Origin of the sequence: Halorubellus litoreus (genome assembly GCF_037081675.1) — an archaeon.
GTDB classification, from domain to species: Archaea; Halobacteriota; Halobacteria; order Halobacteriales; family Natrialbaceae; genus Halorubellus; species Halorubellus litoreus.
The window spans coordinates 19,158-38,022 of the sequence record NZ_JAZAQL010000001.1 but is presented as its reverse complement, the minus strand read 5'-3'; the positions used below and the strand labels follow the sequence as shown (position 1 = coordinate 38,022).

The 18,865-nt window shown below is 68.2% G+C and carries 15 protein-coding genes; 8 read left to right on the top strand and 7 right to left on the bottom strand.

The genetic code is table 11. From position 1 onward, the window contains the following. Positions 1-68 precede the first annotated feature (68 nt). Genes VYJ16_RS00180 through VYJ16_RS00165 form a run of 4 tightly spaced genes read right to left on the bottom strand, consistent with a single transcriptional unit; the run spans position 69 to position 5,403 of the window. Positions 69-1,784 carry an asparagine synthase-related protein gene (locus tag VYJ16_RS00180; protein WP_336348303.1) on the bottom strand — a complete coding sequence of 572 codons (1,716 nt, stop codon included), beginning with the start codon at positions 1,782-1,784 and terminating at the stop codon, positions 69-71. Continuing rightward, positions 1,781-3,724: an asparagine synthase-related protein gene (locus VYJ16_RS00175; protein WP_336348302.1), complete on the bottom strand. Its 1,944-nt coding sequence runs from the start codon at positions 3,722-3,724 to the stop codon at positions 1,781-1,783. The genes VYJ16_RS00180 and VYJ16_RS00175 overlap by 4 nt, the downstream gene beginning before the upstream one ends. A gap of 3 nt (positions 3,725-3,727) precedes the next feature. Further along, the gene (locus VYJ16_RS00170; RefSeq protein WP_336348301.1) at positions 3,728-5,218 is read right to left on the bottom strand and encodes a sulfatase-like hydrolase/transferase; all 1,491 of its coding nucleotides are present in this window, start codon (positions 5,216-5,218) and stop codon (positions 3,728-3,730) included. After that, on the bottom strand, positions 5,215-5,403 hold the full coding sequence (locus VYJ16_RS00165) for a hypothetical protein (RefSeq protein WP_336348300.1): 189 nt from the start codon (positions 5,401-5,403) through the stop codon (positions 5,215-5,217). Before VYJ16_RS00165 ends, VYJ16_RS00170 begins: the two co-directional genes overlap by 4 nt. A gap of 132 nt (positions 5,404-5,535) precedes the next feature. Between VYJ16_RS00165 and VYJ16_RS00160 the strand changes: the two genes are divergently transcribed. Continuing rightward, on the top strand, positions 5,536-5,745 hold the full coding sequence (locus VYJ16_RS00160; RefSeq protein WP_336348299.1) for a hypothetical protein: 210 nt from the start codon (positions 5,536-5,538) through the stop codon (positions 5,743-5,745). A 54-nt stretch (positions 5,746-5,799) separates the two neighbouring features. Here the strand turns inward: VYJ16_RS00160 and VYJ16_RS00155 are convergent, their stop codons facing one another. Further along, on the bottom strand, positions 5,800-6,057 hold the full coding sequence (locus VYJ16_RS00155; RefSeq protein ID WP_336348298.1) for a DUF5789 family protein: 258 nt from the start codon (positions 6,055-6,057) through the stop codon (positions 5,800-5,802). A 284-nt stretch (positions 6,058-6,341) separates the two neighbouring features. Between VYJ16_RS00155 and gdhB the strand changes: the two genes are divergently transcribed. After that, positions 6,342-7,622 carry a glutamate dehydrogenase GdhB gene (gene gdhB, locus VYJ16_RS00150; protein ID WP_336348297.1) on the top strand — a complete coding sequence of 427 codons (1,281 nt, stop codon included), beginning with the start codon at positions 6,342-6,344 and terminating at the stop codon, positions 7,620-7,622. 57 nt (positions 7,623-7,679) lie between these two features. Here the strand turns inward: gdhB and VYJ16_RS00145 are convergent, their stop codons facing one another. After that, positions 7,680-7,850 carry a hypothetical protein gene (locus VYJ16_RS00145; RefSeq protein ID WP_336348296.1) on the bottom strand — a complete coding sequence of 57 codons (171 nt, stop codon included), beginning with the start codon at positions 7,848-7,850 and terminating at the stop codon, positions 7,680-7,682. A gap of 148 nt (positions 7,851-7,998) precedes the next feature. Between VYJ16_RS00145 and VYJ16_RS00140 the strand changes: the two genes are divergently transcribed. The 3 genes from VYJ16_RS00140 to VYJ16_RS00130 all read left to right on the top strand — a co-directional run bounded on the left by VYJ16_RS00140 (position 7,999) and on the right by VYJ16_RS00130 (position 10,810). Further along, positions 7,999-8,883, top strand: a complete 885-nt coding sequence (locus VYJ16_RS00140; protein ID WP_336348295.1) for an HpcH/HpaI aldolase/citrate lyase family protein — start codon at positions 7,999-8,001, stop codon at positions 8,881-8,883. A 157-nt stretch (positions 8,884-9,040) separates the two neighbouring features. Beyond that, positions 9,041-10,297, top strand: a complete 1,257-nt coding sequence (locus VYJ16_RS00135; protein WP_336348294.1) for a Glu/Leu/Phe/Val family dehydrogenase — start codon at positions 9,041-9,043, stop codon at positions 10,295-10,297. A gap of 129 nt (positions 10,298-10,426) precedes the next feature. Continuing rightward, complete coding sequence (locus tag VYJ16_RS00130; RefSeq protein WP_336348293.1) at positions 10,427-10,810, top strand: hypothetical protein; 384 nt, start codon at positions 10,427-10,429, stop codon at positions 10,808-10,810. A gap of 52 nt (positions 10,811-10,862) precedes the next feature. Here the strand turns inward: VYJ16_RS00130 and VYJ16_RS00125 are convergent, their stop codons facing one another. Continuing rightward, positions 10,863-12,005: an acyl-CoA dehydrogenase family protein gene (locus VYJ16_RS00125; protein ID WP_336348292.1), complete on the bottom strand. Its 1,143-nt coding sequence runs from the start codon at positions 12,003-12,005 to the stop codon at positions 10,863-10,865. A 245-nt stretch (positions 12,006-12,250) separates the two neighbouring features. Here VYJ16_RS00125 and VYJ16_RS00120 point away from each other — a divergent pair, with 245 nt between their 5' ends. The 3 genes from VYJ16_RS00120 (at position 12,251) to VYJ16_RS00110 (ending at position 18,856) form a co-directional block, all read left to right on the top strand. Next, positions 12,251-16,210 (top strand): DUF4350 domain-containing protein, encoded by a 3,960-nt coding sequence (locus VYJ16_RS00120; protein ID WP_336348291.1) that lies wholly within the window; start codon positions 12,251-12,253, stop codon positions 16,208-16,210. A 93-nt stretch (positions 16,211-16,303) separates the two neighbouring features. Further along, complete coding sequence (locus tag VYJ16_RS00115; protein WP_336348290.1) at positions 16,304-17,101, top strand: RIO1 family regulatory kinase/ATPase domain-containing protein; 798 nt, start codon at positions 16,304-16,306, stop codon at positions 17,099-17,101. A gap of 234 nt (positions 17,102-17,335) precedes the next feature. Continuing rightward, positions 17,336-18,856 carry an aldehyde dehydrogenase family protein gene (locus tag VYJ16_RS00110; RefSeq protein WP_336348289.1) on the top strand — a complete coding sequence of 507 codons (1,521 nt, stop codon included), beginning with the start codon at positions 17,336-17,338 and terminating at the stop codon, positions 18,854-18,856. Positions 18,857-18,865 lie beyond the last annotated feature (9 nt).

The following is an 18,865-nucleotide window of genomic DNA, read 5'->3' as shown; positions in this document are numbered from 1 at the left end:
TGAAAAATCGCGTCGGTTCGGAGCGACCCACTGCAGCCGGTCGCGGGACCGCGGCGTCGCCAGCGCTGTCAGCCGAGCCACCAGCGCACGCCGTTCACGCGGAGTTGCTGGCGTTCGGGGAGGTCGCGAACGGCGGGATGATCGGGGAACAATCGCTCGGCGAGGTCGTTTTCGTCGTACACCTCGCCGCGGTTCGGCCAGGCGCGCTCGAACTCCTCGACGAACGGCGTGACCCGCCGAACGAGCTCCTCCGCGACGTTCAGGTACGGCGACGAGTGAGGTTTGCTCGGTGCGGCGTGCTCGAAGATGTCTTCGTCGACGCGCTCGAGGGCGCGTCGGCACGTGTCGCCGTTTCGCTTCCCGGGCGGCGTGCGGAGGTGCCAGTCGAGGAGGTCGGCGTCCATCGCGACGAACGGCTCGAGGTAGTTGTCCGCGAGGTGCACGCGGAACGGCATCACGGGCTGGTTCCGGAGGACGAGGAGGTCCGTCGCGTTGTGGAGGGAGTCCGCGCGCTCGCGGCACGCGTCCAGTTCCTCGCGGAAGCGGTCCGCGAGGAACTCCCACGACGAATCGACGTGGAGGTCGACGTCGACGTCGAGGTTCGCGAGGAGGTCGCCGGCGGCGGTTCCGAGTCGCGCGCTCGCATCGGGCTCGAACCCGAGCGTGTCGAGGAGGCAGTCGACGGGCGAGGGGTCGTCGACGAGCGAGTTCGACGGAACGGTCGCGCCGAGCGCGGTCGTGTCGTCCCACTCGAGGAAGTATCCCTTCAGGATGGTGTCGAACAGGAGACCGTGGTACATGACGTCCACGTCGAACGCGTCCTCGTACCCGGCGTGATGGATGTGGAGGGCTTCCTTCACGCCCTGCGCGTACAGCAGTTTGTCGTCGCTCGGGTACAGGTAGCGAGCGCCCGGTTCCAGGGTCGTGTGTGGGGCGTCGTACTGGCTGGCGAGTTTCTTCGCGACGCGAACCTCCCGCGAGTCCTCGCTCCCGACGGTGTACGAGGCCGCGACGTCGTCGATCTGGGAGAGCAGGAGCCGGGAGTCGTGGCCGCCCGAGAGGAGGACGCCCTTCGAGCCCGGGTAGTGCGAGCGACGTTCGATCGCGGCCTCCAGACGCCTGGTGAGTTCGCCGACGTGGTCGAACTCGCTGGGTTCGTACACGAACCGCGACAGGTCCGCGGTGCCGGTCGGGGTGAGCGTCGCGTCCGGCGGCACGCGTGCGACGTCCGCGAACAGCGTGCGTTCGCCGAGAACGGTCCCGAGGTGGAGCAGTTCGAGAACCGCGGTCTCGTCGGGCGTGCGGTCGTCAACGAGTCGTTCCAGTGCGGCGACGTCCGTCCCGAAGACGCGCGTCCCGTCGACGTCCGCGTAGAAGCACTCCCACGACCGTAGCGGGTCGGTCGCGACGAACGGGTCGTCGTCGACGTCGACGAACGCGAGGTACGAGCCGTTCAGCGCGTCGAGTGCGGCGTCGACGTCGCGGTCGGCGCGCTCGTAGACCGCTCGCGCCGGCCCGTCCTGGCCCTGTGGTTCCACGACCTCCCCGAAGAGCGCGCAGCCGCCCGCGTCGGTGCTGTACGTGTCCGTCCGCCGGTCGACGTCGAGGTCGCGAGCGCGCACGCCGACGGTCGCCCCCGGCGTCTCGAGGACGACGTCGAACGCGGTCGGGTCGCGATGCCGTTCGAACTCCTCGCGGTCGCCGAACACGCCGAACAGCTCTGTGTTCATCGACGATCGGGCGCTGCGTCGCGACGCGTCCGACTCGCCGACTGCCGCACTCATGCGTCGCCCCCACCGGGTTCGTCCCGGCCGATGCTCGACGCGACCACCCCGCGCCGCCCGGAGTCGTCCTCCGAGTCGTCGTTCGCAGCGTCTTCGTCGACGCCCGCGACGCGCTCGGTCACCGGCATCTCGAGGAGCGTCAGCAGCGAGTACAGGACCTGGTGGTACTCGGCGCCGTCGACGTGCTCGGCGTACGTTCGTTCGGCCGCGTCGGCGTCCAGGAACGGGAGGGCGTCGAGGACGTGCTCGTTCTCGCGGATCGCGTCGATCGCGAACGGCGAGACGCGGAGGAGTTCGCTCCGGTCCGGCCAGGGCTTGTGCGTGAAGTGCGGTTGCGGAGTCGGTTCGTCGTCCAGGTGCTTGCGGTAGAACCCAGTGATGTTCCGGCTGAGGAACGCCGCGGGGAACGAGCGCTTCAGGGACACGCCCGTCCGGGAGTGCGGGATCTCCGCGAGCGCAGGCGAGATCGATTCGAGGGCGGCGTTCACGACGTTCCGGCGGAGGAAGAACTGCTGGGGCATCCGGCGGTGCAGGTCGACGACGCGGTTGTCGAGGAACGGCGTCCGGTACGGACGCATCTGTCCGAGACTCCGCGGGAAGATCGCCTCGGTGTCCGCGCCGAGCGGATAGTAGTCGCCGTACATCACGAGGTCCTCGAGCGACGCGTACTCGACGCCGTGACTGACGACGCGACCGTCCTCGAGCACCTGGATGTTGTCGCGGACGACGTCGGCGAGGTCGCGGTTCGCGTCGAAGTACGGGACCTCGGTCGCGCTCGAGACCTTCGCGTCGACGTAGTCGTCGACGGACTCGATCGGCGTCTCCACGGGGAGGTCGACGGTCCCGACCGACCCGAGCGACACGGTCCGCGTCTGGAGTGGGCCACCGTCGAACAGCATGTCCGCGAACAGCCCGGAGACGAGGACGTCGACGCGATCAGTGATCTCGTCCTGGAACTCCGCGAAGTACGCCTGGTCGAACCAGCCGCTGAACGACGAGAGCCGCGGCGTCGTCGTGAGCGTCCGGGCTTCGTGGTCGTCGTACCGCTCGAGCAGACAGAACTCGTCGCCGGCGCTGTCAGCGACCCGGTTCGCGATCCGTGCTTCGCGACTCATCCAGTCCGCGTTGTGGAACGCCACGACTGACTGGTCGATCGCGGCCTGCACGATCCGCGAGTCGCTGCCGCCGGAGAGCAGCGTCCCGTACGCGAGGTCGTCGGTCGTCCAGTCCGCGAACATCGTGCAGAGGACGTCCACGAGTCGATCCACGAAGTACGAGAACGGACGGTCCTCGGGTTCGTACGTCGGACGCCAGTACGTCTCGTGGCTCGTCGCGAAGTCGTCGAGGTCGACGGTGACGGTCGTCGCGGGCGGAAGTTCGCGAACGTCCTCGAGCGCGGTTTCGCGACCGAAGACGCGACGGAGGGCGAGGTACTCGTGGAGGTAGTCCTCGTCGAACGCGGGCGAGACGTCCGGGTGCGCGGTCAGCGCCTGCGGGTTGGACGCGAACGCGACGCTCCCGCCGACCGACGCGTGATATATCGGGTGGGTGGCGAACCGGTCCGTGACGAACGTCAGCTCGCGGTCTGCACGGTCGTAGAGGACGATCGCGTAGTGTCCGTTCAGTTCCTCGACGAACTCCAGTCCGTGCCGCTCGTACAGCGTCGCGCAGTAGTCGGCGCTCGCGTCCGGCCCACCGGGGCGAGGCGTGTACTCGCCGCGAGTGCCGTGCCCGAACACGTCACCCCACACCCAGAGGAGGACGTCGCCGTCGTCGAGTGCGACCGGCTGGTCGTCGACCTGCACTGGGTGCGCGCGAAGCTCGAGGTCGACGTAGTCGTCGACGTACTCGAACGATGCCTCGTCGTCCCGCCACTGCGTCCACGACGCCACGTCGTCGGGGAGACGACCGTCGCCGAGGACGCCAGCGATCCCGACCATGATTCAGAGGTACCCGAGTTGCTTCAGGTGGTCCTCGACGTCCTCGTCGAAGTCGGTGTCCTGCTCGGTCGCGGCCGCCGCGCGCTTGTACTCCTCGAGGGGCTCCGCGAACAGCGCGCGGTCCGCGGCGGGGACGTCGACGTCCTCCGCGGCGAGTTCCTGCCAGCTCGGGCGGTCGCGGTCGAGCCGGTACCGGAAGCGCTCGCCGAGCGAGTTCCACTGGCGTTTGACGGGCGCGGTCCTGTCGCTCTCGGCCGACGGCTCGCCGTAGACGACGCGCATCATGCGGTCCCACCACGCGAACGTCTCCTCGCTGAACTCGCGCCCCCACGTTCGGTTGTCGCCGCCGAGGAGGCCGACGGTCTCCGCGGGGATGCGGTCCTGGAAGTATGTGTCGTCGAGCGGGCGTTCGTTCGCGAGGTCGACGAGGAGGTCGCCGAGGTGGAGGTGCGAGAACAACCGGTCCTCCGTCTCGTGGTACCCCTTGGGCGGGTTCACTATCTCGAGGGGCGTGTGCATGACGCCCTCGCTCATGCTCCCCGTGTGGTGCCAGAGGCCGTCGTCGGCGTCGTACCCGAGGTTGTGGCCGTGGTCGGAGACGATCACGAACGTCGTCTCGCGCTCGGTCGCGGCTTGCACGCGGTCGATCAGGTCCACGACCGTGCGGTCGAGGTAGTCGACGGCGGCGCGGTAGACGTCGCGGTAGTTCTCGGCGTACTCGTCGGTCGCGAGCCCGTCCTCGTTCAGTTCCCACTTGTCGATCTCGGTGGAACTCCACGAGTTCGGGACGTCGTGGATGCCGTCGTCGTGCTGGTAGAGGTTCCGGAGCGGCGTATGGGCGTCCATGTAGTTCAGGAAGAACGCGGTCGGTTCCGGGCCGCGCTCGGCTTCCTCGACGGTGGTGTCCGTGATGACGCTCGCGCCGTCGTCGACGAACTCCGGGAACGGGACGTCCCACTGCTTGAGTTTCGGTCCGAGGAGCGCCCAGACGCCGTTCGCGACGCTCTTCGCGGGCCGGTCGTGCTCGATGCACTCCCTGAGGAACCCGAGGTGGCGTTTCGCGGCGCTCGGTTCGTCCGTGCGCTTCATGTACTCCTGGACGGTCTTCCCCTCCGTGAACAGGGATTCGGCGGTGTGCGAGCCGATGGAGAAGTCGTGGAACGAGTCGAACAGTTCGTCGTACCCGAAGTGCGGGTTGATGTAGGAGTTCGCGCTCAGACCGACGCGGCGGTGCTCGGGGAGGTCGCCGTAGAACGTGTCGTCGACGTCGAAGTCCGAGAAGTCGAAGGTCGAGTCGAAGTGCTCGGCGTGCACGCCGTGCTCGGACGGCAGGTCGCCCGTGAACATGCTCGTGTGACTCGGCGTGCTCCACGAGCTCGCGGCGCGCGCTTGCTCGAACGAGCTCCCGGAGCGACGTCGGAGTCGCGGCGCGTATTCGTCGAACGTGTCCTTCCGGACGGTGTCGAGGACGACGAGTGCGACGTTCCGGGTCACGCGTCGACCTCGCCCTCCACGTTCGACGGGACGCGCGGCACGACCACGACGTCGCGACGCCGCTCGCCATCGGCGCGTCCGTGCTCGACGGTCGACGTCGATCCGACGCGCTCGACGTGGACGCTCGGTGGCGTCCGAGCGCGGGACTGTCGCGTGCGCGTTCGGTCCTGTGTGCTAGAGTCCATGCTGTCGGGACCGTCGCCCCACGAGTGGATTATTATGAAGGCCGTAAGCGGGGTTTGGCGGTCGATTATCCGCAGCCGGCACCGGGATTATCGGTGCCATAATCCCGCGTCGACGCGGCCGTCGCGGCCCAGTTGGTCTCGCTCGGCGGCGGCGTCGCCACAGCGGCCGCGTCGACGGCCGGCGGCGCGAACGAGACCGCGACGACCGCCGAGCCGACCGACGAACCGGCGAAGACGACGGACCGCGAGCACGGGTCGTCGAACGCCGACCTGATCGCGTGGGCGCTCGGCGTGCTCCTGACGCTCGGCGCAGGACCCGTCGTCACCCTCCTGCGGGAGTGAGCACTGCGCTGGGGGAGTGAGCACTGCGCGGGGGTTTCTGCCCGCGACCGCGCGTTAGCCCTCGCCCTCGGCCTGGTATGGTTCGCCGACGGCTTCGCGGGGGAGGAACGCGAACACCTCGCTTGCGAGTTCCGTGGCGTTCTCGAAGCGCGTCACGCTCGACTCGCTGAGGACCTCCCGGACGGTGACCTCGCCATCGGCGAGCTGGAGGCGTAGTTCGCCGTAGCTGTCGAGGACGCCGTCCCGGTCGGTCGGGTAGTGCAGGTCGTCGATGACCGCATCCAGTTCGCCGAGTTTGACGCTCTCTTGCATACTCTCCCTACGCTCCCGACGGACTTAGCCATGCGTTGCCTTCCCACGTGCAGCAGGCGGCTGGTGGTGGCGTGTTACCACGCCGCGTTGGCAGATACTGGCACGACCCGAATCCTTATCACAAGGGTTAACTCGGAGAGCGGGGTAGGCGGAGGCGATGCCCGGCGTCGCACCTGACGCGTATCCGACGCCGGCAGTTCTCGGCGCGGCGTGTGCGAACACCTCTCACGGTCGGTCGGTCGGTTACGGTCCGGGAGCACGCACGTCGCGCCAGAGGTGACCACATGGCCACAGCCACCGATACCAAACCCGACGACACCGACGAAGAGACCGCCCTCGAAACAGCGCGCCGCCAGCTCGCACGCGCCGCCGCCCACCTCGACGTGGACGACGGCGTCATCGAGCGCCTCGAACACCCCGACCGCGTCCAGCGCGTGAGCGTCCCGCTCGAACGCGACGACGGCTCGTGGGAGGTCTACACGGGCTACCGCGCCCAGCACGACAGCGTCCGCGGTCCGTTCAAGGGCGGCCTGCGCTTCCACCCGGAGGTCAGCGAGGACGAGTGCATCGGGCTCTCGATGTGGATGACCTGGAAGTGCGCCGTCATGGACCTGCCCTTCGGCGGCGGGAAGGGCGGCATCGTCGTCGACCCGAAGGACCTCAGCGAGGACGAGGTCGAACGTCTCACGCGCCGGTTCGCCGAGGAACTCCGCGACTCCATCGGCCCGAACCACGACATCCCCGCGCCAGACATGGGTACCGGCCCGCAGGAGATGGCGTGGTTCATGGACGCCTACTCGATGCAGGAAGGCGAGACGACGCCCGGCGTCGTCACCGGGAAACCACCCGTCGTCGGCGGGAGCTACGGCCGCGAGAAGGCGCCCGGGCGCTCCGTCGGCATCGTCGCGAAGGAAGCCATCGAGTACTACGACTACGACATCGAGGACGTCACCGTCGCCGTGCAGGGGTTCGGGAGCGTCGGCGCGAACGCCGCGCGCTACCTCGACGACCGCGGCGCGGACGTCGTCGCCGTCAGCGACGTCGACGGCGCCATCTACGACCCGGACGGCCTCGACACGCGCGACGTCCAGGACCACGACGAACGCCCCGGGATGGTCTCGGGGTACGAGCACGCCGACTCGCTCGACAACGCCGACCTCCTGGAACTCGACGTCGACGTCCTCATCCCGGCCGCCGTCGGGAACGTCATCACCGCCGACAACGTCAACGACGTGAAGGCGGACATCGTCGTCGAGGGCGCGAACGGGCCGACGACGAGCGCCGCCGACCGCGTCCTCGAAGAACGCGGCGTCGAGGTCATCCCGGACATCCTCGCGAACGCCGGCGGCGTCACCGTCAGCTACTTCGAGTGGCTGCAGGACATCAACCGCCGCAAGTGGAGTCTCGAACGCGTCAACGAGGAACTGGAGACGGAGATGCTGAAAGCGTGGGACGCCGTCCGCGAGGAGGTCGAGGCCCGGGACTGCACGTGGCGGGACGCCGCGTACGTCGTCGCACTCTCCCGCGTCGCCGACGCGCACGAAGCCCGCGGACTCTGGCCCTGACCGCGGCGACACCGTCGAACGAGCGGCCGAACGCCGCTCGGCACGTCGCCCGCAACGTCACTCGTCGATGGACTCGCTCTCGTCGTCGGTGGACTCGCTCTCGTCGTCCTCGAGCGCTTCGATACCGGTGAGGCGGACGACGAGCGTGGTCGCAGCGCCGACGAAGAAGTCCCGCGGCCGACTGAGGAGCGCGTTCTTCAGGACGTCCCGGCGAGAGTTATCGAGCACGCCAACAGGTTCGGCCAGCGAACGGATATATCTGCCTGCCCTCGACGCCACTGATTCTCCCGCTCGAGCGGCGGTGACCTGTCGACTCGACCGCCAGAACGGCGTCGAATCGCGGACACTTACGGGGGTCCACGACGCACGGGGTCGTATGGCTCGACGTAGCGTGCTGTTCTCGCCGGGGGACCGACCGGAACTGATGCGGAAAGCGCCCGCGACGGGTGCGGACGTCGTCGTCTTCGACCTGGAGGACGCCGTCGCACCCGCTCGCAAGTCCGAAGCGCGCGAGGCGGTCGCGAACGTCCTCACCGACGACGCGTTCGACCCGGACTGCGAGGTGTGCGTCCGCGTCAACCCCGTCGGCGACGACGAGGGCTCGGACAGCCAGGAGGCCGACGCGACCGCCGAAGCCGACGTGGACGCGCTCGAACCGCACCTCGACGACGCGCGACTGGACGCGTTCATGCTCCCGAAGTGCGCGAGCGGCGACGACGTCCGGAGCTTCGACTACCTCTTCCCGCGGGAGACACCGCCCGTGCTCGCGCTCGTCGAGAGCGCCAGCGGCGTCCTCAACGCCGAATCCATCGCGACCGCGGACGCGACCGACGCCGTCGTCTTCGGCGCCGAGGACCTCTCCGCGGACGTCGGCGCGACCCGCACGAGCGAGGGCACGGAGGTGCTCTACGCTCGCGAACACGTCGTGCTCGCCGCCGCGAGCGCCGACGTGGACGCCATCGACACCGTCTACACTGACTTCTCGGACACCGAGGGGCTCCGCGAGGAGACCGCGTTCGCCATCCAGCTCGGGTTCGACGGGAAGATGGCGATCCACCCCTCGCAGGTCGACCCGATCAACGACGCGTTCACGCCCGACCCCGAGGACGTCGACTGGGCCGAACGCGTGCTGGACGCGAAAGCCGACGCGGACGCCGAGGGCCGCGGCGTCTTCCAGGTCGACGGCGAGATGATCGACGCACCGCTCGTCGCGCAGGCCGAACGCATCGTCGACCGCGCTCGCGCCGCCGACGACGCCTGAACGCACGGCCCTGGCGCCAACTCCCCCGGTGAACTCACCCATCCAGAGCCACAGTCATGCTAGCACACTCCATATAAGGACCCTTCATTGGCTATAAGTCGTATTCAGTCCTATAATTCCGCCACGCTTAACCCGGGGCTTCGAGTTTCTTCACTCGATGACCCAAGAAGCGAACCCCTTCGAGAGCCTCCAGGAGCAGATCGACGACGCGGCGGCGTACATCGACGCCGACGACGACGTCATCGACCGCCTGAAGCACCCCGAGCGCGTCCTCGAGACGAACCTCACCATCGACATGGACGACGGGACGACGGGGCGCTTCAAGGCGTTCCGATCGCAGTTCAACGGCGACCGCGGTCCCTACAAGGGCGGCATCCGCTATCACCCGGGCGTCAACCGCGACGAAGTGAAGGCGCTCTCGGGCTGGATGGTGTACAAGTGCGCGACCGTCGGCATCCCCTACGGCGGCGGGAAGGGCGGCATCGTCATCGACCCGAGCGAGCACTCCGCGGGCGAGGTCGAGCGCGTCACGCGAGCGTTCGCGAAGGAACTCCGCCCGTTCGTCGGCGAGGACGAGGACATCCCAGCGCCCGACGTGAACACGGGCCAGCGCGAGATGAACTGGATCAAGGACACGTACGAGACGCTCGAAGGGAAGACCGAGCCGGGCGTCGTCACCGGGAAGGCCATCGAGTCCGGCGGGAGCGAGGGTCGCGTCGAGGCGACCGGCCGGTCGACGATGCTCGCCGCGCGCGAGGTCTTCGACTACCTCGACCGCGACATCTCGCAGGCGAAGGTCGCCGTGCAGGGGTACGGGAACGCCGGCTGGATCGCGGCGAAGCTCATCGACGAGCTCGGCGCGGACGTCGTCGCCGTCAGCGACTCCTCGGGCGCCATCCACAACCCGAACGGGTTCGACCCGGTCGCCGTGAAGGACTTCAAGCGCGAGACCGGCTCCGTCGCGGGCTACGAGGACGCCGACGACGAGTTCACGAACGAGGACCTCCTCACGATGGACGTCGACCTCCTCGTTCCCGCCGCACTCGAGAACGCCATCGACGAGGAGCTCGCGCGCGAGGTCTCCGCGGATGTCATCGTCGAGGCCGCGAACGGCCCGCTCACGCCCGACGCCGACGACGTCCTCACCGAGCGCGACGTCCACGTCGTCCCGGACATCCTCGCGAACGCCGGCGGCGTCACCGTCAGCTACTTCGAGTGGGTCCAGAACCGCCAGCGCTTCTACTGGGACGAGGCCCGCGTGAACGACGAACTCGAGACGATTATCGTGAACGCGTTCGACCGCATGACCGAGGCCTACGAGTCCTTCGACACGCCGAACCTCCGCACGGCGTGCTACGTCAACGCCATCCAGCGCGTCCTCAACGCGTACGAGGACGCCGGTAACTGGCCGTAACTGGGCGCTCCGCGGACTCTCGACGCTTCTTCGTTCTCGGGATCACCGATCCGTCAACTGCTGCAGTCGTCGCCCTCCACAGCGGCGCGTCTGCGTGGATTTATCAGGATTCGGCCGTGACCGTGCAGTATGCCAGCGGACCGCGACGACGACACCGACGCGGGCGACGGACTGAACGCCGCGTGGGGTGGCGGTGGCGGCGACGAGGGTGGTCCACCGCCGCGCGCGGACGAAGCCGCCGCCCAAGCACGGGCGGACGCACCCGACGAGCAGGACGACCCGCCGCTCGTCGACAAGCTCACCGCGGTCCTCGTCGAGCACAAGCGGATATTCACGGGCGCCGTCCTCCTCTACGGGTTCCTCGTCATGCCGTGGCTGTACAGTAACGGCTACGAGGGACTCGGACTGGCAGGCGGCATCGCGATGCTCGGCGGCGTCATCCTCGTCACCGTCGCGAACGCCCAGGCCGCCCGCGAGAACGTCCGCAACACGGACGAGCGTCGTGGATTCTGAGAACACTCGGTAGTACGGACGAACGCCGCGGAGTCTAGGAAGCGTCGCTCGCTTAGAGGCCGAGTTCGCGACCGATGACGAGGTGCTGTATCTCGCTGGTGCCCTCGCCGATCTCCATGAGCTTCGCGTCGCGCATGAACCGCTGCGGCGAGAAGTCCTCCGTGTAGCCGTACCCGCCGAGGACCTGCACGGCCTCCTCCGCGACCTTGCGCGCGGCCTCGCTCGCGTCGAGCTTCGCGAGCGAACTGGACTTCGTGACGGACTCGCCCTGGTCGTACTGCCACGCGGACTTGTGCGTGAGGAGGCGCGCGCGTTCGACCTGGCGCTCCATGTGGACGATCTTGTCGCGGATGGCGTCGAACTTCGAGATGGGCTGGCCGAACTGCTCGCGTTCCTTGCTGTAGGACTTCGCGGCCTCGTACGCGCCCTGTGCGAGCCCCGTGGAGATAGCGGCGATACTGATGCGGCCGCCGTCGAGCGTCTTCATCGTCTGCTTCCAGCCCTCGCCCTCCTTGCCGAGCAGGCGGTCCTCGGGGATGCGGACGTCGTCGAGCTGTATCTCGCACGTCGGCGACGCGTTCAGGCCCATCTTGTCCCAGACGGTCGACACCGAGAAGCCGTCGTCGTTCTCCGGGTCGACGATGAACGTCGAGATGCCGTCGTAGCCAGCGCCCGGGTCGGTGACGGCCTTCACCAGCACCGAGTTGGCGACGTTCGCGTTCGTGATGAACTGCTTCGTGCCGTTCAGGACGTACTCGTCGCCGTCCTTGACCGCCATCGTGTCCATGTCGCTCGCGTCGCTCCCACTGCCGGGTTCGGTGAGCGCCCACGCACCCATGCCCTCGCCGGACGCGAGCGGCTCCAGCCACTCCTCCTTCTGCTCGGGGGTGCCGAACAGGTCCAGGGGCTTCGTGCCCAGCGAGGTATGCGCGACGTACGAGAGCGCGACCGACCCGGAGACGCGACCGAGTTCCTCCGCGACGACCGCGTACATCAGCGTGTCACCACCGAGCCCGCCGTACTCCTCGTCGATGGGAACGCCCATGACGTCCAGGTCGGCGAGCTGGTCGAAGATCTCCTGCGGGAACCGGTGCTCGTCCTCGATGTCCTGGGCGATCGGTTCGATCTCCTCGTCGCAGAACCGCCGTACCTCCTCCTGGATCATCTGGTGCTCGGTCGGCAGGTCGAAGTCCATACGCAAACCTTGCACAGACCGAAAATAAAGGCTTCTACACTCGCCCCCGGCTGGCTCGACGTCGACTCAGACGCGATCCATCGGCGACCCCGGCCGTGACCCGTCGGTGACCTGGTCGCCGCGACCGGGGTCCTTCGGGCCGCCAATCAATGCGAACCGATGCCACAGTATATCTCGGTACAACGAGAGTAAATTTACTGCCCGATTTCGCTTGTTTTATTAGAATGTGTGCGGGGTTACACCGTGTGCAACGACGAAACTTCCTCTCGGGGGTCGCTGGCGCGGGGGTCGCCAGCGGGCTCGGGGTACTGGGCGCAGAACAGGTGCGTGCGGCCGCCGCGACGGTCGACCCGCTCGCGTTCGACTCCACGGCGAGCCTCCTCGACGCGAACGGCGACCCGCTGACCGACGCCTCGCTCGTCCCCGTCTGGGCGGAATCGACCGCGTCGAACACGGACTCCGACGGGAACGGCGACGCGACGACGTACCCGGACGGGACGGACATCCCGCTCGTCGCCGTCGACGAATCGAACGCGGGCGCGGTCGTCGGTATCGGGTGTCCACTCGTCCCGAACGACACGGACTTCAAGGCCGGGAACGAGGAGTTCCTCCTGAACGCGCTCGACGAGACCGTCGGCTCGGGGACCGTCCTCTGGGACGACGGCCACGGCCAGTTCTACCAGCTCGACTCCAGTGGGAACGGCGGGAACGGCCCCGGGTTCAAGCAGTTCGAGACGTACGCGGAACGGAACGGGTACGCGCTCGAGTCGACGACGGACGTCGCCGCCGACCTCTCGGGCGCTGACGCGCTCGTCGTCACGCCACCGAGCGAGGCGTTCACGGACGCCGAGAAGACGGCGCTCGCGGACTTCGTCGCGAACGGCGGGACGCTCCTGCTCGTCTCGCAATCGGACTTCAACGACTTCGACCAGACCGCGAACTCGAACGCGCTCGCCGCGGCCGTCGACGCGGGCTTCCGGTTCAACGACGACCAGGTCGTCGACAGTTCGAACAACAACGGCGCGAACTACGTCCCGAAGACCGCGAACTTCAACACCGCGGACTTCGCGGGCTACTTCGAGAACCGACCGGGCATCGACGAGGCGAACGCGCTCGACCCCTCGAAGACGTACACGGTCGACGTCGTCGGCGTCTCCGACGGGGACACCGTCGACGTCCAGTTCGACGACGGTCGCGTGGAGTCCATCCGCGTGCTCGGCATCGACACCGCCGAGAAGAAGGGTAACGGCCAGTACGAGCGCCCCGAGGAGTGGGAAGGACTCGCGGACCGCGTCGGCCTCACCGACGTCCAGTTCGGCTCCACCTGTAGCCTCCTGAACGCCGACGGCGGCCGCTTGCTCGACGATTCCGTCGTCGCAGTGTGGGCCGAGGAGTCCGCGACGAACAAGGACGCCGACGGGAACGGCGACGCCGTCGACTACGGCGAGCACGGCGACATCCCGCTGCTCGCGATCGACGGGAACGTCGTCGCGGTCGGGTCGCTGCTCGTCGACGACGACACGCTCAAGTACAACTCGGACCTCCACAACGAGGAACTGCTCCTGAACGTCTGGGACCAGCAACTCGGCGGCTCCGGGACCGTCCTCTGGGACGAGACGCACAACCAGTACAACGGCCTCGACGGGTTCTCCACGTTCGCTGACTACGCGGGCTCGAACGGCTACACGGTCGAGTCGACGAGCGACGTCGCGAACGACCTGTCGAGCGCGGACGCGGTCGTCGTCCCGTCGACGAGCGAATCCTACACGGACAGCGAGCTGTCCGCGCTCGCGGACTTCGCGGCGAACGGCGGCTCGGTGTTCCTCCACGACCAGGCTGACTACGACGACTACGACGCCACTCAGGACCTGAACGCGGTCGCCGAGACGCTCGACGCGCCCTTCCGGTTCAACGACGACCAGGTCGTCGACGAGGCCTCGAACACCGGCAAGCCGTTCCGTCCCGTCACGCGGCGATTCAACCCCGCGTTCGACGTGTTCGCGCCGCGCGAGGGCGTCGGCGCGGACCTCGTCGTCGGCGGCGAGGGCGAGCCCGTCTCCCGGCTCGTGTTCGGCGAGGGCGCCGCACCGCTGCTCGACGCGAACGGCGAACCGCTCACCGACGCGTCCTCGGTCGCGGTGTGGGCGGAGTCGCCCGCAACCGTCCAGGACGGTGACGGGAACGGCGACGCCGTCTCCTACCCCGAGGGCACCGACGTCCCGCTGGTCGCGCGCGACGGGAACGTCGTCGGGTTCCCCGCACCCGTCGTGGCCGACGGCTACGACACCGAAGCGGACAACGAGGAGTTCGTCCTGAACGTCTGGAGCGACCTCGTCGGGTCCGGGACCGTCCGCTGGGACGAGAGCCACGGCCAGTTCTACTCGCTCGACAAGTTCAGCGGGTTCGCCGCGTACGCCGAGGACAACGGGTTCGAGCTCGAAGCCGGCTCGTCGATTCCGAGCGACACGAGCGACGCGGACGCGCTCGTCGTCACCTCCCCGGGCGCGTTCAGCGAGGGCGAACTGTCGGCACTCTCCGCGTTCGTCGACGACGGCGGCGCGGTCTTCCTCCACGACCAGGACGACTACAACGACTACGACCAGACCGGGAACCTCAACGCCATCGCGGACGCGCTCGGCCTCGGGTTCCGGTTCGGTGACGCGCAGGTCGTCGACGAGGAGAACAACGCCGGCGCGCCGTTCGCGCCCGCGACCACGAACCTGAACGCGAGCGGGTTCGGCGCGTGGTTCGCGAAGCGCCAGGGCGTCGACGACGTCGAGGAGTTCTGGGACGCCGACTATCCCTACCTCGCGTACCACGCCGAGCTCGCGACGCAGTTCGCGAAGGACGCGCTCGCCGGGGAGACCGTCGACATCTCGTTCGACCCCGCCGGGAGCGAGTTCAACGGCGGCGTCAAGGACCCGTTCGGTCGCGTGCTCGCGTACATCGAGTACGACGACGGCTCCGGGAGCCGCGACACGCTCTACAACGAGCAACTCGTCGAAGAGGGGTACGCGCGCTCGTACGCGTCCAGCCTCTCGAAGCTCGAGGACTTCCAGGCGGCCGAGTACGCGGCACGCGACGCCTCGAAGGGCATCTGGGCGAACAGCAACCCGAACCTCACGCCGACGATCCGGAACGACGGCGTCGAGGAGGTGTACGTCCCGAAGGCGACTCGCGTCGAGACGACGCGCGGCCGCCTGAACGGACCGTTCGCGCCGATCCGCGCGAGCCGCGACGCGTCCGCCTCGCGCGCACCGCTCGTCGGCGTCGACCCGAACCACAACCTCGCGGTGCTCGGCGGGCTCGTGCTCGACGAGGGCTACGAGAAAGCCGAAGGGTTCGACGAGGACACGAGCGCGTACGACAACTTCGCGTTCGTCGCGAACCTCATGGACGGCCTCAGCGACCGCGCGGAGGGCCGCGTGCTCGTCGAAGGCGGGCACGGCCAGTTCAACGCGAGCGCCGGCCTGTCCGCGGAGGACGTCGCGTACTTCCAGCGATACCTGGAAGGGTTCGACGTCGACCTCGCGGGCGTCAACGACGTCACCAGTGACGCGCTCGACGACGCACGCGCCATCCTCGTCTCCACGCCACTCGCCGAGTTCACCGACGCGGAACTCGAAGCGCTGTACGCGTTCGCCGCCGACGGCGGCGCCGTCGTCCTCGCCTCGGGCGCGAACGCCTCCAGTGAGGCTCGCGACCGCCTGAACGCCATCGCGAACGCGTTCGGGAGCCCGCTCCGATTCTCCGACACTGCCGTCACCGACGCCGCGAACAACCTCGCGGGCGACGAGACGCTCCCGACGACGACGAACTTCGGTCCCGACCCGTGGGGGCTCCGCGAGCCGTTCCACGCGAACGGCGACATGGGCTGCGGGCGCGTCACCACGGCCGACAGCGTGAGCGGCGAACTCGCCGGCTGGTACGACGACGACTCGTTCACGTACACGACCGACCTGAGCGACCCCTGCCAGGTCGAGATCGCGCTCGACGGCCCGAGCGACGCCGACTTCGACCTCTACGTCACGCGCTCCGGGCACCGACCCACGACCGTGCGTTACGACGCGGCCGGGACGAGCGAATCCAGCACCGAGACCGTCGTCGTCGACGCCGTCACGCCCGACGACGAACTCGGCATCCTCGTCGACGCCTACAGCGGGAGCGGCGAGTACACGCTCACCGTCACCGAGTCCGGCGCCTGACGCCGGCTTCCGCGCCCGTTCCTCGAACGGTCGTTCCGCGGTAACGCGCGGCCGCGGCGAGAGAGTTTTCACCCCCGGGAACGACGTTCGACCGTGGCCATCCGCGAGTTCCTCAGGGGGACCGTCGACTGGACGCGACTCGAATCAGTCGCGCGAGCGGTCGCCGAACGGAACGACCGCGACGGCGTCCGCGTCGAGTTCCTCGACGCCGACAACTGGCTGTCGACGCCGATGGTCGTCGACGACGAGTGGTTCGTGAAGGTCGTCACTCCGCAGAACTCGGTGGTGCACGCGCTGTTCACCGCCGGCCGGAACCTCGGCGCGTTCAGCGCCGGCACCGAGGGGTTCTTCGACCACGTCGGCACGCCGCTCGCGCTCGCCGAACGCGAACTCGAAGCCGTCAGCCGCATGCACGCCGTCGGCCTGAACGTCCCGCGGCCAGTGGACGCGTTCGAGGTGGACGGCCTCGGCGTCCTCGTCCTCGAGTACCTCCCCGACTTCCGGACGTTCGACGACCTCAGCGACGCCGAGGCGCGCTCGCACGCCACGGACCTGTTCGCGCTCCTCGCGCGGATGCACGACCAGCGCATCGCGCACGGCGACGTCCGCGGCGAGAACGTCCTCCTCCAGGACGACGAACTGTACGTCATCGACGCGACGACCGTCCGCGACGAAGGGTTCGTCGGTGCGCGCTCGTACGACCTCGCGTGCGCACTCGCCGAGCTCGCCCCCCGAATTGGCGCACGGGACGCCGTCGCTGCGGCGACCAGCGCCTACAGCGTCAGCGACGTCCTCGCCGCTCGCGAGTTCCTCGACTTCGTCGCGCTCCGCCCCGACCACGACTTCGACGCGAACGCGCTCAAAGGCGAGATAGAGAAGGCAGCGACGTGACCCCGGACGCCGTACATAAACGTATCCCCCAGCGTCCCCCCCACAGGGAGTCGAACCCGAGCACCTGCCGGCGGAACGAGACGCGCTAGCTCCTCACATACCACCGCGTCGCGCCCCGACGCCCACGGTCTCGCACCCGAACCGCACCCGACCATAGGCGGCAGAACTCGCGCCAACCCGTCGATGGAAGGGGTGGCTTTTTGAAGGCGTCCCGCGAAAATTTTGCCGAACACGATGACCGACACCTTCCAGCACTACATCGACGGCGAGTGGACCAGCGGCTCCGGCGACGAGACGTTCACGAGCGAGAACCCCGCGACCGGGGAGACGCTCGGCGAGTTCCACCGCGGCACACCCGAGGACGTACAGCGAGCGCTCGACGCCGCCGAAGACGCCTTCGAGGAGTGGCGCGACCTCTCGCACATCGACCGCGCGGAGTACCTCTGGGACGTCTACCACGAGCTCAAGGACCGACACCAGGAGCTCGGCGAGATCGTCACCAAAGAGTGCGGGAAGGAGATCAGCGAAGGGAAAGCCGACGTCACCGAGGCGTGGCACATGGTCGAGTGGGCTGCCGGGAACGCCCGCCACCCCCACGGCGACATCATCCCGAGCGAGATCGCGAGCAAGGACGCGTACATGCGGCGCAAGCCCAACGGCGTCGTCGGCTGCATCACGCCGTGGAACTTCCCGGTCGCCATCCCGTTCTGGCACATGGCCATCGCGCTCGTCGAAGGGAACACGGTCGTCTGGAAGCCCGCCGAGCAGACGCCGTGGTGCGGACAGATCATCGCGGAGATGCTCGAGGACGCCGGCGTTCCGGAAGGCGTCTTCAACATGGTGCAGGGCTTCGGTGACGCCGGGAACGAGATCGTCGAGAACGACATCACCGACACCGTCCTCTTCACGGGCAGCGCCGAGGTCGGCCACGAGATCTCCTCGAAGGTCGGCGGGATGCCCGGGAAGAACCGCGCGTGCGAGATGGGCGGGAAGAACGGTATCGTCGTCACGGAGAAGGCGGACCTCGACACCGCCGTGCACTCCGCGGTGATGTCCTCGTTCAAGACGACCGGCCAGCGCTGCGTCTCCAGCGAGCGCCTCATCGTCCACGAGGACGTCTACGACGAGTTCAAGGAGCGCTACGTCGACATCGCGCAGGACGTCGCGGTCGGCGACCCGCTCGACGAGAACACGTTCATGGGGCCCGCCATCGAGGAAGAGCACGTCGAGAAGATCGCGCGCCACAACGAGATGGCGCGCAAGGAGGGCGCGAACGTCCTCGTCGACCGCTTCGACCTCGACGACGACGAGATCCCCGAGGGCCACGAGGACGGCAACTGGGTCGGCCCGTTCGTCTACGAGATCGAGTACGACACCGACCTCCGCTGCCTCAAGGAGGAGTGCTTCGGGCCGCACGTCGCGCTCGTCAAGTACAGCGGCGACATCGAGGACGCCGTCGAGATCCACAACGACGTCCCGTACGGACTCGCTGGCGCCATCATCAGCGAGGACTACCGCCAGATCAACTACTACCGCGACAAGGCCGAGGTCGGCCTCGCGTACGGCAACCTCCCCTGTATCGGTGCGGAGGTCCAGCTGCCGTTCGGCGGCATGAAGAAGTCCGGGAAGGGCGCCCCGTCGGCGCGCGAAGCCATCGAAGCCGTCACCGAGCGCACCGCGTGGACGCTCAACAACTCGAAGGACATCGAGATGGCACAGGGCCTCTCCGCGGACATCAAGACCGAAGACGACTAAGCGCAGTCC